Consider the following 16,474-nt stretch of genomic DNA (forward strand, 5'->3'; position numbering starts at 1 on the left):
TCTTGCCATTTAAAACTTGTCTTCTAAACGTAACTCGACAAACGCCTTGTCTCGCAATTCGTGTATCCACTCGTTATAAGCTTCTTCTGCCTTGCGGGCGCGGATTTCCTGGCGCGCTTTCAGGCGTTTGGATTCTTTGGACATGTCCTGTTTGCGGCGCTCTATGACCTGGATAATATGCCAGCCAAACTGGCTGCGTACAGGCGAGCTCACTTCATTAGGGGCCAGTTCGGCCATGGCTTTTTCAAATACCGGCACGGTATCGCCCGGGTTGATCCAGCCCAAGTCACCGCCATTGGAAGAGCTGCCGTCGTCGGAGTATTGACGCGCCATGTCCTGGAAAGGGGTGCCGTGATCGATACGTTCCTTGATGGATTCGATTTTTTGCTGGGCTTCTTTATCCGACAGTACTTCATTCGGCTTCAGCAAGATGTGGCGCACGTGGGTTTGGTCCACGATCAAGGTGCTGGCACCTGCGCGTCTTTCGTTCAGTTTGAAAATATGCACACCGCTGCCGCTACGGATAGGGCGTGAAACACCACCGACATCCAGTCCTTTAATCAGTTCTACGAACTGGGGAGGCATTTGCTGGCCACTGCGCCAGCCGAGTTCACCACCTTCAAGCGCATTCGGAGCGTCGGAGAAATTGGCAGATGCTTTCTCAAAACTCATGCCGTCCGACATGGCTTTGATCGCCTGTTCGGTACGGGCCCTGGCTTTCTGGATATCTTCCGGCGAGCTGTCTTCCGGCAGGCGGATCAGAATCTGGGAGATATTAAATTCGTCCAGATCACCTTCTTTTTCCTGAGTCGTCAGGTAGTTATCAATTTCAGCTTCGGAAATATTGACCTTGTTATCTACATCACGCTCGCGCAAACGGGTGAGGATGATGTCATTACGGATGTCTTCACGGAATTTGTAAAACTTGGTGCCGTCTTCTTCCAGCGCTTTTTTAAAGGCAGGCATGGTCAACTTGTTCTGCTCGGCGATACGCTCTATGGTTTTATCCAGTTGTGCATCGTCGACTTTAATCCCTGTTTGCCCTGCCAGCTGTAATTGCAGGCTATCGACAATCAGGCGTTCCAGGATCTGCTTTTGCAACACATCTTCAGGCGGTAATTCCACGCCTTTTTTGATCATTTGCGCTTTGACCGATTCCATGCGGTCCAGCATTTCGCGTTCAGTGATCACGGATTGATCCACCACCGCGATAATCCTGTCCATCTTTTCGATAGGGGCTTTGTCTGCTGCACTGATATTCGCTGTAACGCCAAGCAACAGCGCAACGCCAACAACGGATGGTAAAAATGTTGATAAGTATTTCATCATTGGGTGTTCTGGTCTCTGTAAATTCCCGGTATGTCATTGGTGCGCATATAGGTCGGGATATTGCGCTTGATAACGTTTAATGGGTTGGCGCCGATAGAAGTCAGCCCGCCCAGTTCGAGTTGAAAAAACATCGCATAGTTCGCGTCAGCAGTCGCCGTTTGCACACGTTGCATGACGCCTCTGGCCTGCCAGCAACCCGCATCATACTCCAGCCCGGCCAGAAGTTGTACCGCGTTTCCGTCACGGATAGAGTAATTCAAACGGCCTACGCCATACCATCCGGAACCTAATGGCCATTGGCCTGCGGTATCAAATTGCTCAAGGACATTTGCAGTGTAGCGATAGCCAAAACTGAATGATTTGCCTGGTTCAGGGTTGTAACGTAGCAAGTAGTTGTTACGCTCCATATTGCCGCGGTCAGGGTCGTATTGCCAGTAAGTGTCTAAATTGAGGCGGCTAGATAGACGGGCAGTAAACGCTGCCAGGATGTCAGAGGATTTGCGTGCGTCAGGTGTTGAATTCGGCAAAAAAACCTTTTGATCTTCAAAATACAGGCGTTGGCCCAAGGTGCCGCTGAGTCGTTCGATACCTGTTTCGCTATCGATCAAACGGCTGGTCACTGCCAGTGTCACGTGGTTTGCATTATTGATGCGGTCGTTACCGATAAATTGATTTTCAAGAAAAATAGAGTCTTGATTAAATGTGGCAAGTGAAGAATCAAAAATAGGGATTTTGCTCTGATCACGATATGGTACATATACATAATAAGCACGTGGCTCCAATGTATGAGTGTATTGATTGTCAAACAGACTTGTTTGCCTGTCAAAATATAAACCGGAGTCCAGGCTGACTATAGGTAAAGTTCTCTGTAATTGATTGTGTTCATCTGTATAGCCAACTGGTGTGTTGTTGGTAAGCGTATATTGGGTAGTGTGAATGCCGACTTTAGGCGATATATATGCATATGAGCTCTTAACTGGATAAGAAACAGACGGGTAGAAGCTCAACCGACTGCCACTAGGCACCGAATTTCCCATCTCTTTCATCGCGTCAAAGTAAACATATTGCGCAGCGGTTTGTGTTTTAAAACCTTTCCAATTATTGTCATATGACAATGAAAGTTGAGGTAATCTTTGATAGACATAAGACAGATTGTCCAAGTTTTGATAACGCTCTACTGTTCCATTAAAAGCCCAATGATCGTCCAGATAGTTGACAAATGCCGTTTGCGGCAGGTTCACACGTGATGTAACCTGGATCCTTGTTGCCATTTCAGAAAAATATTTGTCATCGGAAACTTTTTCCAGATTGTAACCGCCTGACCAATGGTCGCTGAATTGTTGACGGTGGGTCAGTTTTCCATAAAAGCGCGTTTGCCCGGTCTGGCTATCATTGTCTAGATACTCAAAACTATTAATTCCGGAATAGCTCTCGTCAAGATAACGGAATTCACCTTGTAATTGCATGCCGCGCTTACTTAGGAAACGCGTAGCGATAGTGGCATCCATATCCGGACGAATATTGATGTAGTACGGGGTTAATAGCTCAAAGCCGCTTCGCGAGGTGCTTCCCCACAGAGGTGCTAAAAGACCAGATTTACGCTGATTGTTATATGAGAAACTCATCCATGGCGTATAGAGGATAGGAACGCCTTTAAATTCGACAAATGCATTGATGGCTTCGCCGGTACGGGTATAGTCATTGAGTTCTAAGCTATTGGTTTTAATGTACCAATCATCTACATCTGCAGCACAAGAGGTATATGTTGCATTTTTCAAACGTTTGATATTTTGCCCCTCGAAAAATACCTGCTTGGCTGTAGCGCGGATATTATCGAATGAAGTCTTGTTTCCCTCGTTACTGTAAGACTCATTGTCTTCAAGATATCGTTTCGGGTCACTAATTAGAATGGCCTCGTCGTTTAGTAAAGCGCTACTGTCTTGATTGCTCGGTCTGGGAGGTGCGCTTTTAAATTCGATTGTCACATCACGCATTTCACCGATGTTTTCGCTCAGGCGCATGCGCAACATGGGGCCTTTAATCGTGGTAGTTCCCGCTGAAATTACTGCATTGCCATCTACCTGCAGCTCATCGTTTTGCATGTCATAACGGATTTCGTCACCGGTGACTTGCTGGCCATCTTTGCGGATCACGGCATTGCCAGTGGCCCACATTTGTCTGTCCATACGCAATTTGAGTGTATCGCCCTCAATCTCGACTGCGCCTGGCAAGCTGGCGTTTTCGGCCACCACCACAGGTGGCGCTTTGCCTTCTTCAGCCTGCAAGTGCACGGACGTCAGTGTTCCGGTCGCCACCAGCGCCAGAATCAGGCGTATGCCGCGCTCCCGTGAAGTGGAGGAATGAGCTTGCAAATTAGTCAAAGAGTGATAGTTTCAGTAGGCTCCGCGGGTCGCAGAGTGGTTATATGCATGCAATTCGTGCCACCTGGCCGGATGCCCCATTCATTTGGGCTATATTATTCATTAAAACGTTTAAAAAGTCATTTTTCACTTAAAATGTGAGCCGCATTTTAACAGCAAGCGAGTGCACTTGAATCGCTTATTCATGATCCGGGAAAATTTGTGGACAGAACACAACAACTTGAACAATGGCTGGCACAGGTCCTAGACCAGCCTTATACGCTCACCACGGCTTCTGCCGATGCCAGTTTCAGGCGCTATTTCCGTGTGCATCTGCCGCAAGAAACCTTGATCGCCATGGACGCTCCGCCACCTCAGGAAGACTGTAGACCGTTCGTCAACGTGGCAGAGCGCTTGCTGGCTGCCGGTTTGAATGTGCCGAAAGTGATCGCCCAGGATGTCACGCAAGGGTTTTTACTATTGAGTGACCTGGGTAATGATACTTACCTGTCTAAACTCAATCCCAAAAACACCAAGGCATTGTATGGCGATGCCTGCCAGTCATTGATCAAAATGCAACTGGCGACCGATAAGGACGCGTTGCCGCCTTATGATGCCGCCTTGCTGATGCGCGAATTACAGTTATTCCCTGGCTGGTATGTGGCTAAACATCTGGGTAAAACATTGTCAGCAGAGCAGCAGGCGGTGCTGGATAAGACCTTCGCCCAGCTTATCGACAATATTCTGAAGCAACCGCAGGTGACCGTCCATCGTGACTATCACTCACGCAACCTGATGGTGACCGCAGAAAATAACCCGGGTGTGCTCGATTTTCAGGATGCAGTCATAGGCGCGATCACCTATGACCTGGCTTCGTTGTTTAAGGATGCTTATATCCGCTGGGATGAAGAAGATCTGATGGATTGGGTCGTGCGTTACTGGCAGGCAGCAAAAAAAGCCGGTTTGCCGGTGAACGAGGATTTTGGCGGGTTTTATAAAGATTTTGAATGGATGGGCGTACAGCGGCACATCAAGGTGCTGGGTATTTTTGCGCGGCTGTATCACCGGGATGGCAAAGACGGCTATCTCAAGGATATGCCCCTGGTCATGCAATATCTGCAGGCGGCCTGCGAGCGCTATGTTGAGTTGCGCCCTTTCCTCAGGTTATTGCAGTCGCTGGAAAAGGCTGATTAACCATGCGGGCAATGATACTGGCGGCGGGGCGTGGCGAGCGCATGCGGCCCTTAACCGACCACACGCCTAAACCATTGCTGGAAGTGGGCGGCAAACCACTGATCGTGTGGCATATCGAACGGCTGGCGAAGGCGGGCATCACCGAGATCGTCATCAACCATGCCCATTTAGGGCAGCAAATTGAACAGGCGCTGGGCGATGGACAGCAGTGGCAGGTGCGTATTCAATACAGCCCTGAGCAAACTGCACTGGAAACTGCCGGTGGTATTGCCAAAGCCTTGACATTGCTGGGAGAGCAGCCGTTTTTGGTTGTCAACGGCGATGTGTTTACCGATATTGACTATGCGACGGTTGGCTTGCAAGCAGGCAGGCTCGCGCATTTAGTGATGGTCGATAATCCGCCGCAACATGCGCAGGGCGACTTTGTTTTACAGAATGAAATGATTCATCAGGCGGGTGAGCAAAGACTGACCTTTTCAGGCATCGGAATTTATCATCCGGACCTGTTTCAATCTGTACACAAAGGTGAGGCAGCAAAGTTAGCACCACTGTTAATCACTGCCATGCAGCAGGGATTGGTCAGCGGGCAGCACCACACAGGCGTGTGGCATGATATAGGCACGCCAGAACGCTTAAAGCAGCTTGATGAGTGGCTACGCACGGCAAAAACCAAGGGGGAATCATGAGACCACCGTATGAACACAAAACCGATAAGATTGCGCACCAGGCATTGATGTGGATAGAGCGTTTGGGGCTTGCGCTGGTGACCATCGCCACATTTTTCTCGCTGGCACACGAATTGGCCAGGATGTGGAATGTCGGCATGGTGGGACTGGGAGACCTGCTGCAGCTGTTTTTATATCTGGAAGTTTTTTCCATGATTAATAGCTATTTTGGTACCGGAAAATTGCCTATGCGGTATCCGATCTATATTGCAATGGTCGCTTTGGCGCGCTATCTGCTGCTGGATATGAAGGAGATGACCGAGACACATATGCTGGCGGTATCTGCTGCGATATTGATCCTGGCCATATCAGTACTGGTTATGCGATTCGGGCATTCCCGGTATCCATATGAGGATATCCCCGAGCAAAAGCGTGATTTGCTGTAAAGGGAGATGCAGCCTAAGGCAGTTTATGCCTAAGCCGCAGCCAGTTCTTCGGTAATAATGGTAACCTGGTTACGCCCTTTGGCTTTGGAGGTGTATAACGCCTGGTCTGCACGATTCAGGAAGCTGTCAGTCGATTCACCAGGTTGATAGGCAGTGACCCCAAGAGAGATGGTGATATTTGAAATCAGCTTGCTGGTGACATTGTTTTTAATGCTGATATTAGCCACATGCTGGCGTATGCTCTCAGCCACTTCCCTGGCGGTTTCCAGTGTGGTGTGTGGCAATAGCAACACAAATTCTTCACCGCCATAGCGTGCTGCAGTGTATAAATCACCCGAAACGGCTTTCATGATTCTGGCCACTGCCTGGATGACTTTATCGCCGAACAAATGGCCATAAGTATCATTCACTCGCTTGAAGAAATCAATATCACCGATGATCAGGCAGGTGTCTGCATTTGCTGAGACTGATTCCAGGCTGTGGTGTAGCGCCAGATCAAATCCCCTGCGATTCATCAAGCCGGTCAGCCCATCGGATATGGCTTCCTGTTTGGCCTTGACGATTTCGTTTTTCAGGTCGGTAATCTCTTGCAGGCTGCTTTGCAACTGATGTTGCAGGGTGTGCATGGATTGTTGAATGTTAGCGGTTTCAGAGAGCAGCTGCCCCATATGGCTTGCGACTTTGCCATCCAGTTGCTGCAGTTCGCCAGACCAGGCGTCCAGCGTTTTCCTGAATTGTGTCGTCTCCTGACCGGCTTTAATGGTTGAGGCGTTAATATCGGATACCACATGGGTAAAGCGGTCAACAATATTTTGCGCACTGTCAGCATCCAGGCTGGCGATATGTTTGTTGAAAAGCTGGGCAGTACTTTTTTCGTTAAGTTTTTTCTCTTTTTCGATCAACGAATTGACTTCATCTATCAGGTGCGCGTGTTCACCGGACGAATATTCATACCAGACGGCATAGCTGACCGGATGAAAGGCAGCATCCTGCATCGACATGTGCTGGATGGCCTGTCGCAGAAACTCTGCACTCTTTTCTTTACTGATTTCGTATTGCATCGTGTCTCTTAAGCGATGTTAAAATTCAACGCTAGTTATTTTTCAATGGTTATCTATTGCCTACCTAATGTGGTTAACGGATGGCCACGTGTTTTTTTGAGAGCAAAAATCAATAAAAACTGTAAATTATTTTTATCACTATGTAATTTCGTATTTGTGATTTCTCTAATCTGCTGAAAAGATGTCTATGGATAAGAATGATTTGATGCAACTGGTGACGCTGAAAATGCCCTATGGCAAATACAAGGATAGGCTGATCGCCGATTTGCCCGGCCATTACCTCAACTGGTTTGCGCGCGAAGGCTTCCCCAAAAGCGAACTGGGGCGCTTGCTGCAGTTGATGCAGGAAATCGACCATAATGGCCTGAAAGAGTTGCTGCAGCCATTGCGCAGCCAGACTGAGGCCAGGCATGATTAGATCTTTACTGGGATGGTGCCTGCTGGGTATTTCCCTGCTTGGGCATGCAGAAGAGCCCTGGCAATCGGCCGCGTATTTGCAGCAGGCATTTACCGAGATCGCCTTGCATAATGAATATAGTGTCGGTGAGCAACCGGTACGCAAATGGCTGCAACCTGTGAAAGTGTGGCTGGAACATCATACCGATCAGGCTGAACAGCACACATTGCTCACCAAATACCATTTTCAGCATCTAGCCAAAATCACCGGCCATCCCATCAGTTTTGCCAGTTCGCGTCAGGAAGCCAATTTTATCGTGGTGTTCTCGCACTTGCAGTTGTGGCGCAATGACATTGCGCTGGTCAGTGGCGATCTGTTCACCAAGCCCCCCGATGACGCCGTCTGCGTATTTGGCCTGAGCCTGGATGATAAAAAGGCGATTAAAAGGGCCTGGGTGGTGATTCCCGTCGATTATGCACAGGAGCATCGCCAGCTGCTGTCCTGCATCGTCGAGGAAACCACGCAGGCAATGGGCTTGCCTAGCGATTCGGACAAAGTATTCCCTTCGGTGTTTAACGACCACACGCCAGAGTCATTATTGACCGGCCTGGATGCCTTGTTGCTGAAAATGCTGTATCAGCCTGCAATCAAGCCTGGCATGCGTGGGCCACAGGTCAAACCTATCCTCGCCAATATCCTACAGAAGTGGCAGGCGGATGGCACCATTGAACAGGCTGAAAAAAATGTCAGGCAATCTGAGCTGTATGAAATGATGGGTTTCTGAAGCCGGGCTGGCGTTGAACCATTCCAGCAAATGCGCACCAAATAAGCTAGAATGCCCAACCATCCAGGATTACCTTTGAGTTTTTCAATGCACGAATTTTCGCGGCAAGAATTTTCCCAACGTCGTCAACAACTGATGTCCCGCATGCAGGCCGGGATCGCAGTCATTCCCACCGCGCCGGAAGTGACGCGTAACCGCGACAGCCATTACCCATACCGTTTTGACAGTTACTTTTATTACCTGACCGGTTTTAAAGAGCCGGAGGCCGTGTTAGTACTGGTGGCCGGTGCAGAAAACAAAAGCATTCTTTTTTGCCGCGACAAGGATATAGAGCGGGAAATCTGGGATGGTTTTCGTCATGGGCCGGAAGCGGCCAGGACTGAATTTGGGTTCGATGAAACCTATTCCATCACTCAACTGGATGAAATTTTACCCAAGCTGATGGCGAATCAGCCCGCACTATTTTATAGCCTGGGTAACGATGCCGGTTGGGATGCCAAACTGACTGGCTGGTTGAACACTGTTCGGGCGCAAACGCGCAGTGGCATACAGGCACCAGCGGCGGTGGTTGATGTGCGTCAACACGTAGACAGCCTACGCCTGATTAAATCCCCCTGGGAAATCGACCTGATGCGCCGCTCGGCGGAGATAGCCGCCGGTGCACATAATCGCGCCATGCAGGTGGCAAAACCCGGAAAATGGGAATACGAAGTCGAAGCGGAGTTTCTGCATGCGTTTTATCGGCAAGGTGCCCAGGCACCGGCTTACACCAGCATCGTCGCCGGCGGTGCCAATGCCTGCACCCTGCATTACAACGCCAATAATGCCGAATTGAAGCAAGGCGATCTGCTGCTGATTGATGCAGGTTGTGAGCTGGATGGATATGCATCTGATATCACACGTACTTTTCCGGTGAGCGGACGTTTTAGCGGGCCACAGAAGGATCTATACGAACTGGTGCTGACTGCCCAAGCAGCTGCGATTGCCAGCGTCAGCCCGCAGCATCACTGGAATGCGCCACATGAAGCTGCGCTGGGTGTGCTGGTGGATGGCTTTATTCATTACGGCTTGTGCCAGGGCAGCCGTGACGAAGTGCTGGAAAATGGCAGTTACCGCCAGTTTTACATGCACAGAACCGGCCACTGGCTGGGCCTGGATGTGCATGATGCCGGTGAGTATAAAACGTCGGCTGGTGACTGGGTCATGCTGCAGGCAGGCAATGTGCTGACGGTGGAGCCGGGTTGCTATGTGCGCCCAGCCGATAATGTACCCGAGCATTTCTGGAATATCGGGATTCGCATTGAAGATGATGTACTGGTGACTGAAGCCGGTCATGACGTCATAACGACGGCGGCGATCAAATCAGTCCACGATATTGAAGCACTGATGCGTGACAGCGCATAAAGATGAATATTCAAAAAAGGTTCCAGGTTTGAAGCAAACGGTGTCTCATCCGGTAGTGATAGGCGGTGGTCCGGTGGGGCTGGTGCTGGCATTGTCGCTGCAGCAAGCTGGTGTGCCCGTGACCGTGCTTGAGGCGCAGCAGCCTGGTGCCATGTACGGCGATGGCCGGGCATTGGCCCTTTCTTATGGTACACGCCAGGTGCTTGAGCAACTAGGTGTCTGGTCTGTAGTGTCATCTAAAGTCACGGCGATTGAAACCATTCATGTCTCGCAGCAAAAAGGCTTTGGCCGTGCGTTACTCAAGGCGAGTGAACACCAGTTGCCAGCGCTAGGTTATGTGGTGTCTTACGGCGCTTTGATGCAAGCGCTGGATGCGCGTATGGCTGAAACGGGGGCTGGTATCGAAGTACGCTACGAGGTGCCCGTAAAACAGTTACATGTGGATACTAGTGCTGCAGAAGTGACTTATGAAAGCGCTGCTGCGTCAAATCCTGATGTATTGGTGACTCCGCTAGCGATCATCGCCGATGGCGGGCGCAGCCTGGAAGCGATTCCTGGCCTGGTGCGGGAGACTAAACATTATGGCCACGATGCACTGGTAGGCCTGGTGCAAACCGAGTTGCCACATCGCAATATTGCATATGAGCGATTCACCCCTTTTGGGCCGATGGCGCTATTGCCCAATGGCGACCAGTTCTCCCTGGTCTGGACAGGCGAACAGGCTTACATAGACCAGATAGCCGCATTAGACGATGCTGACTTTTTGCAGGCGCTTCATCAGGCATTTGGTGACCGCGTCGGCAAGTTTTTGCAGATCGGAAAGCGCGGCAGGTTCCCGCTTAAACTCAGCAAACTGGAGCAGACGTTTCCAGCGCATTGTGTGGTGATCGGCAACGCCGCACAAACCATGCACCCGGTGGCCGGGCAAGGCTTTAACGTCGGAATCCGGGACGCCATGGCACTGGCTAAAAATATCGCGGCAAGCTCAGCGGCAGAGTGGGGCGCCGCGCACCGGTTGACGGAATATCATCAATCACGTGCCCGGGACACTGGTCGCGGATTGATTTTTACCGACTTCCTGGTCAATGTGTTTTCTAATGACCTGATAGGCGTCGGCTTACTACGTGGCGCAGGCCTTGGCGCACTCAGTCTGTTGCCGGCCGCACGCCGGTTCCTGGTAAGTAAAATGAGTTATGGCAGCTAGTAAATCCTCTATCAGTACCGATGTGGTGATTGTCGGCGCCGGGCTGGTCGGCCTGACGGCTGCGATTGCTTTATCCAGGCTGGGCAAAAAGGTGGTACTCACCGATGCCCAGCCATTGCCGGTATTTGCTGACGGCTGGGTTGAAGATACGACGCATTGGGATGCGCGTATCTATGCCTTAACCAATGAGACCATACAGTGGTTAAACGAGATCGGCGTGTGGCCGCATGTGCCTGCGAGTCGTGTCAATGCCATGACTGCTATGCATTTATGGTCTCCTACCGCTGTTCATACTTCACCCAGCCTGCGCCTGAATGCCGAGGATGCGCATCTGGTGCAAATGGGATGCATTGTCGAGAGCCAGGCTCTGATATATGCCTGCTGGCAAGTGCTGGCAGAGTCAGACGTGACCATCATCACTGACGCTCCCGCGCAGGCATTGCAACAATCCGGTCATATTATGCAGTTAACATTGCCGCAACATGACATTGAAGCGCAGTTGCTCATTGGTGCCGATGGTGCCCGATCATGGGTGCGTGAGCAATGCGGTATCAGGGTCAGCACGGTGGATTTCGAGCAGATGGCACTGGTCACCAATTACCTGGCAGAACAAGGGCATGGCAATATCGCCAGGCAATGGTTTGGTGCGCATGAAACGCTGGCATTGTTGCCCATGCCGCAGCAACAGGTATCTCTTGTCTGGGCTTTACCACAGGATGAGGCCAGCATCCAGCAAGCCCGGTCGCCAGAAGCGCTGGCCGCAGAAGTTGAGCATCGGGCTGGCTATGCATTGGGCAAGTTAACACCTTGTGGCCCTGTACTTAGCTTTCCATTAGTGCAAAAAACAGCAGATGACATGGCATTGCCCGGCGTACTGTTACTGGGAGATGCCGCACACCAGGTACATCCAATGGCGGGGCAAGGGGTGAACCTGGGTTTCCAGGATGTACGGGCTTTGTGCCTTGAGTTAGGTAAACTGCCTGCCGTACGTCCGATTGGGGATGCAAGGTTTCTACGTCATGTCGTGCGCATGCGGCAACTGGATATCCTGAAAATGCATGCACTTACCCGTGGCCTGGATAAATTGTTCTCGCGGGCAGAGCCTGCCTGGACACACGCGGCTATCCTTGGTTTACGCGGGCTGGAAAACAGTGCTATGCTAAAACGATTTTTAATTCGCACAGCCACACAAAATTAAGTGTTGTGCACGCCAAGAAAGAGTGATTTATGAAAAAAGGTTTTTGGAGTTCTGCGATTCGCTGGGTGAGCTTGCCGGTTTTACTTAGTGTCGGTTTAATGAGCGCGCTGAATAGTGTCGCAGATGAAGCTTCAGTCAAAAAAGCCCTTGAAGCGGCTTATCCGAAAATCAAGGTCGATAGCGTTACTAAAACCAGCTATGCCGGCTTATATGAGATTTTCATGGGCGGGCAGATTATCTACACCGATGAAAAATTCAGCTTCCTGATTGCTGAAGGTCGCCTGGTAGACCCTAAAACGAAAAAAGACATCACTGGTGAACGCCTGGATGAGCTGACTAAAATCGACTTCAATAGTTTGCCTTTAGACCAGGCCATCAAAGTAGTGAAGGGCAATGGTTCCCGTAAGCTGGTGGTGTTTTCAGATGTGGATTGCCCGTTCTGCAAACGCCTGGAGCAGAACGAGTTGACCAAAATCAATGATGTCACTATTTATACGTTCCTGTACCCGATTGAACAGTTACACCCGGATGCAGCCAACAAATCGCGCAGTATCTGGTGTGCGAGCAATCGTGTAAAAGCCTGGCAGGAATGGATATTCAATAACAAATTGCCATCATCTACCGCTAAATGTGATGTGCCTCTGGAAAAAGTCGGTGAGCTGGCCCACAAGATTGGTGTGAACAGTACGCCGACCATGTTTTTTGAAAACGGCAAGCGTATGCTTGGCGCGCAGCCTTCTGACGAGATTGAAAAAGCGTTGCAGACTGCAAAGAAATAGTTTTATAAAGTAATTAAGTAAGTAAGCAAAAGGCCGGGGTTCCCGGCCTTTTGTTTGATTTATAGCAGTTCTTTTAAGGTATTCGTTCTTTTAACCGCCGCCACTAACCACTTTACCCATTTTGAAGATAGGCATGTACATGGCTACGACCAGGCCGCCAATCAGCACACCCAGTACCACCATGATTACCGGTTCCATCAGGCTGGAGATGGCGGCGACCGCATCGTCCACTTCTCCTTCGTAGAAATCAGCTACTTTAGTCAGCATGGAATCCAGAGAACCAGACTCTTCGCCAATGGCTGTCATCTGGATCACCATGTTCGGGAATACATTGGCATTTTGCATGGAAACCGTGAGGCTGGTACCAGTGCTGACTTCGCTTTGTATTCTTTTGGTGGCGTCATAGTAAACTTTGTTGCCAGAAGCACCTGCAACGGAATCCAGCGCTTCTACCAGCGGTACGCCGGCAGCAAACATGGTAGAAAGTGTGCGGGCAAAGCGTGCGATAGTGGCTTTACGGATCAATGCGCCAAAGATAGGCAAGCGCAGCATCAAACGGTCCATTGAGGCTTGCAGTTTTTCCGAGCGTTTCCAGGTGTAGAGGAAAAACCAGATGCCAAAGCCGACTGTGCCAAAAATAGCCCACCAGAAGCGTACAAAGAAGTCGGAAATATTAATCACCACAACCGTTGGCCCTGGCAGGTCGGCGCCAAAACTGCTGAATAAATCTTTAAACGCAGGCACCACAAAAATCATGATCACCGCCGTGATCACAAATGCCACCACGATAATCGACACCGGGTATACCAGGGCGGATTTGATTTTGCTTTTGATGGCCTGGATTTTTTCTTTATAAGTCGCCAGCCTGTCCAGCAAGGAATCCAGGATGCCGGCCTGTTCACCGGCCGCGACCAGATTGCAAAAAAGATTGTCAAAATACAGTGGATACTTGCGGAAGCCCGCACTCAAGCTGCTGCCGGTTTCGACATCGGCTTTAATATCCGCCAGTAATTTAGCCACTGCCGGGTTATGGTGACCTTTGCCGACAATATCAAATGCCTGCAACAGTGGCACACCTGCTTTCATCATGGTCGCCAGCTGTCGGGTGAATAAAGTAATGTCTTTGTCGGTGACCTTACCTTTAATTCTCAGTGAACTCTGTTTTTTGACTTTAATGACTGCAATGCCTTGCCGCCGCAGGGTGGCGTTGACCACCGCTTCGCCATTGGCGCGCATTTCGCCTTTGACCACCTTGCCTTTGCGATCTTTGCCTTCCCAGAGGAATACGGATTGTTTGATATTTGCAGTTGCCATAATGTTTTCTTACTGATGACTCATCAAATGGTGCATTATTCGTTGGTGACGGCTTCAACTTCCTCGATTGAAGTCAGGCCCTGCTTTACTTTGAGCAAGCCTGATTCGCGCAAGTCTTTGACGCCTTCCCGTTTGGCTTGTGCGGCAATATCCATGGCGTTGCCACTAGCCATGATAATGCGCGCCATCTCTTCACTGACCGGCATCACCTGGTAAATGCCGACGCGGCCTTTGTAGCCATTATTACAGTGTTCGCAGCCGCCTGCTTTTGCATCATACAACTGCCAGCTGCCATCGAGGTCAACCTCTTTAAAGCCTACGCTCAACAAGGCTTCCTTTGGGACATCTAAAGGGACTTTGCAATGTTTGCATAAGCGCCTGGCGAGGCGTTGTGCTGTTATTAACGTCACTGCCGAGGCAATATTGAAGGGCGCAACGCCCATATTCACTAATCGTGACAATGTTGTCGGTGCATCATTCGTATGTAGCGTAGACAACACCATGTGGCCGGTCGAGGCGGCTTTAATCGCCATATCAGCTGTTTCCAGGTCACGGATCTCACCAATCATGATGATATCCGGGTCTTGCCGCAGAAACGATTTGAGCGCCGCGGCAAAGGTCAGGCCTTGTTTATCGTTGACGTTGACCTGGTTAATACCCGCCAGCGGGATTTCTGCAGGATCTTCAGCGGTGGAGATGTTCACGCCAGGGTCGTTGAGCAGGTTCAAACAGGTATAAAGCGAAACCGTTTTACCGGAGCCAGTCGGGCCGGTGACCAGTACCAAGCCATAAGGACGCTGCACCGCTTTAAGCAGGGCTTCTTTTTGTTCAGGTTCATATCCCAAGGCTTCAATGCCGAGCGTGGCACTGGTCGGATCCAGAATCCGCATCACAATTTTTTCACCATAAATCAGTGGCAAGGTGCTGACGCGGAAGTCAATCGAGCGTGTTTTTGATAGCAACAATTTCATGCGGCCATCTTGCGGAATTCTTTTTTCCGAAATGTCCAGGTTAGAGATCACCTTGATGCGCGAAGCAAGTTTGTCTTTAATCGCTAATGGCGGTTGCGCCATATCCCTGAGCACGCCATCAATACGGAAGCGGATGCGGTAGTACTTTTCATAAGGTTCAAAGTGCAGGTCAGATGCGCCCATGTTGATCGCATCCATCAGTATTTTTTGCAGGAATTTAACGACAGGTGCATCGTCTACTTCCTGTGTGTCTTCGGCTTCCTGCTCCTGATTGGCTTCTTCCAGCCCCAGATCAAAGTCATCACCACCGGCACTCAATGAAGCCATGCTGGTGTCTTTGGAGTCTACAATCCTGTCTATCCATTTGCCCAGCTTGTCGTCTTCTACCACCAGGGGCGATAAAGTAGCGCCCATCTGGAACTGTATGGTATCAAGTGCCTGCAAGTTGGTGGGGTCGGAGATCGCAATATAGGCAACATTGCTTTTTTGTTGCAGTAACAATACCCGTTGTGACTGCATCAGTTTGATATCGATGGTTTTTGCCGGTAACGATTCCTGGTCAAGCGCATCCAGGTCGAAAAATGGAAAACCAAAGGCATCAGAAGCTGCTTGCGCAATATGTCTTGAGGAGATTTTTTTCTGGGCCAGGATCGCCGCCACAAAACTGATTTTTTGCGAGTGTGCTTTTTGCTGCAGCTCGCCAGCTTCATCCTCGCTAATCAGCGCTGATTGCACCAGTGTACGCGCCATGCCACCAAGTTTTTGTGTACTGCCAAGCGTTGCCATAAAGTGTTATCTGAGCTCGAGTTAATCCGGTTAATGTGTTGATACAACAATACTTTTTCCTAAGTATACTTTGTACCGCCTGTCATCAAATCAGAGAAAAGACATACTCTCATGCAGCATTTATACAAATTTTAACCAGATTTACGACAATTCGCGAAAAGATGAAAAATTACACTTGACATTTAAATAATGCTAAATGTATAAAGTCCTTAAGGCGTTTGCGTTCAGGTTTTTTGTAGCCGTCTTTAAGTAAAGCAGAGCTTGTTTATTGCGACTTAAGTACTTGAGACAAACTTTTGGGGCGCCTCCCTTTCAATAAGTAAAAAAAGTAAGGAAGTAAAATGGCAACAGGTACCGTGAAGTGGTTTAACGACTCTAAGGGTTTCGGATTCATTACGCCTGATGATGGCGGCGACGATTTGTTTGCGCACTTTTCTGCAATCGTTGAATCTGGCTACAAAAGTTTAAAAGAAGGCCAGCGCGTCAGCTTTGATTTGACGGAAGGTCCAAAAGGCAAGCAAGCAAGCAATATCCAAAAAGCATAATGATAGTTTAGGGGCACCAAATGTAAACGGCTCACAC

The 16,474-nt window shown here is 49.8% G+C and carries 15 protein-coding genes; 10 read left to right on the top strand and 5 right to left on the bottom strand.

Going from position 1 to position 16,474, the window contains the following annotated elements:
• Positions 1–9: 9 nt before the first annotated feature.
• On the bottom strand, positions 10–1,329 hold the full coding sequence (locus ACFQ2T_RS14195) for a peptidylprolyl isomerase (RefSeq protein ID WP_379035572.1): 1,320 nt from the start codon (positions 1,327–1,329) through the stop codon (positions 10–12).
• Positions 1,326–3,710: an LPS-assembly protein LptD gene (locus tag ACFQ2T_RS14200; RefSeq protein WP_379035574.1), complete on the bottom strand. Its 2,385-nt coding sequence runs from the start codon at positions 3,708–3,710 to the stop codon at positions 1,326–1,328. The genes ACFQ2T_RS14195 and ACFQ2T_RS14200 overlap by 4 nt, the downstream gene beginning before the upstream one ends.
• Before the next feature lie 201 nt (positions 3,711–3,911).
• Here ACFQ2T_RS14200 and ACFQ2T_RS14205 point away from each other — a divergent pair, with 201 nt between their 5' ends.
• From ACFQ2T_RS14205 to ACFQ2T_RS14215, 3 genes are read left to right on the top strand one after another with little or no spacing between them, the layout of a single operon-like run.
• A complete protein-coding gene (locus ACFQ2T_RS14205; protein ID WP_379035576.1) occupies positions 3,912–4,883 on the top strand; it encodes an aminoglycoside phosphotransferase family protein in 972 nt (323 codons plus the stop codon).
• Between the two features lie 2 nt (positions 4,884–4,885).
• Positions 4,886–5,569, top strand: a complete 684-nt coding sequence (murU, locus tag ACFQ2T_RS14210; protein WP_379035578.1) for an N-acetylmuramate alpha-1-phosphate uridylyltransferase MurU — start codon at positions 4,886–4,888, stop codon at positions 5,567–5,569.
• A complete protein-coding gene (locus ACFQ2T_RS14215; protein ID WP_379035580.1) occupies positions 5,566–5,994 on the top strand; it encodes a phosphate-starvation-inducible protein PsiE in 429 nt (142 codons plus the stop codon). Before murU ends, ACFQ2T_RS14215 begins: the two co-directional genes overlap by 4 nt.
• Before the next feature lie 29 nt (positions 5,995–6,023).
• On the opposite strand, the gene ACFQ2T_RS14220 is transcribed toward ACFQ2T_RS14215, so the two are convergent.
• Complete coding sequence (locus ACFQ2T_RS14220; RefSeq protein ID WP_379035582.1) at positions 6,024–7,055, bottom strand: GGDEF domain-containing protein; 1,032 nt, start codon at positions 7,053–7,055, stop codon at positions 6,024–6,026.
• Positions 7,056–7,242: 187 nt separating this feature from the next.
• Here ACFQ2T_RS14220 and ACFQ2T_RS14225 point away from each other — a divergent pair, with 187 nt between their 5' ends.
• The 6 genes from ACFQ2T_RS14225 to ACFQ2T_RS14250 all read left to right on the top strand — a co-directional run bounded on the left by ACFQ2T_RS14225 (position 7,243) and on the right by ACFQ2T_RS14250 (position 12,821).
• Complete coding sequence (locus tag ACFQ2T_RS14225; protein ID WP_379035584.1) at positions 7,243–7,473, top strand: DUF3820 family protein; 231 nt, start codon at positions 7,243–7,245, stop codon at positions 7,471–7,473.
• Positions 7,466–8,236 (top strand): DUF2927 domain-containing protein, encoded by a 771-nt coding sequence (locus ACFQ2T_RS14230; RefSeq protein ID WP_379035586.1) that lies wholly within the window; start codon positions 7,466–7,468, stop codon positions 8,234–8,236. Before ACFQ2T_RS14225 ends, ACFQ2T_RS14230 begins: the two co-directional genes overlap by 8 nt.
• 87 nt (positions 8,237–8,323) lie before the next feature.
• Entirely contained in the window at positions 8,324–9,640 is a 1,317-nt protein-coding gene (locus tag ACFQ2T_RS14235; RefSeq protein WP_379035589.1) for an aminopeptidase P N-terminal domain-containing protein, read from the top strand.
• A 28-nt stretch (positions 9,641–9,668) separates the two neighbouring features.
• On the top strand, positions 9,669–10,844 hold the full coding sequence (locus ACFQ2T_RS14240) for an FAD-dependent monooxygenase (RefSeq protein WP_379035592.1): 1,176 nt from the start codon (positions 9,669–9,671) through the stop codon (positions 10,842–10,844).
• Positions 10,834–12,042, top strand: a complete 1,209-nt coding sequence (locus ACFQ2T_RS14245) for an FAD-dependent oxidoreductase (protein ID WP_379035594.1) — start codon at positions 10,834–10,836, stop codon at positions 12,040–12,042. The genes ACFQ2T_RS14240 and ACFQ2T_RS14245 overlap by 11 nt, the downstream gene beginning before the upstream one ends.
• A 98-nt stretch (positions 12,043–12,140) precedes the next feature.
• Positions 12,141–12,821 (top strand): DsbC family protein, encoded by a 681-nt coding sequence (locus ACFQ2T_RS14250; RefSeq protein ID WP_379035760.1) that lies wholly within the window; start codon positions 12,141–12,143, stop codon positions 12,819–12,821.
• Between the two features lie 90 nt (positions 12,822–12,911).
• Here ACFQ2T_RS14250 and ACFQ2T_RS14255 read toward each other — a convergent pair whose 3' ends face one another.
• Positions 12,912–14,135 carry a type II secretion system F family protein gene (locus ACFQ2T_RS14255; protein WP_379035597.1) on the bottom strand — a complete coding sequence of 408 codons (1,224 nt, stop codon included), beginning with the start codon at positions 14,133–14,135 and terminating at the stop codon, positions 12,912–12,914.
• A 35-nt stretch (positions 14,136–14,170) separates the two neighbouring features.
• Complete coding sequence (gene pilB / locus ACFQ2T_RS14260; protein WP_379035599.1) at positions 14,171–15,892, bottom strand: type IV-A pilus assembly ATPase PilB; 1,722 nt, start codon at positions 15,890–15,892, stop codon at positions 14,171–14,173.
• Between the two features lie 341 nt (positions 15,893–16,233).
• Here pilB and ACFQ2T_RS14265 point away from each other — a divergent pair, with 341 nt between their 5' ends.
• Positions 16,234–16,437: a cold-shock protein gene (locus ACFQ2T_RS14265; protein ID WP_015831543.1), complete on the top strand. Its 204-nt coding sequence runs from the start codon at positions 16,234–16,236 to the stop codon at positions 16,435–16,437.
• The last annotated feature ends 37 nt before the right edge of the window (positions 16,438–16,474 follow it).

This window comes from Methylophilus flavus (genome assembly GCF_042678905.1).
GTDB lineage: Bacteria > Pseudomonadota > Gammaproteobacteria > Burkholderiales > Methylophilaceae > Methylophilus > Methylophilus flavus.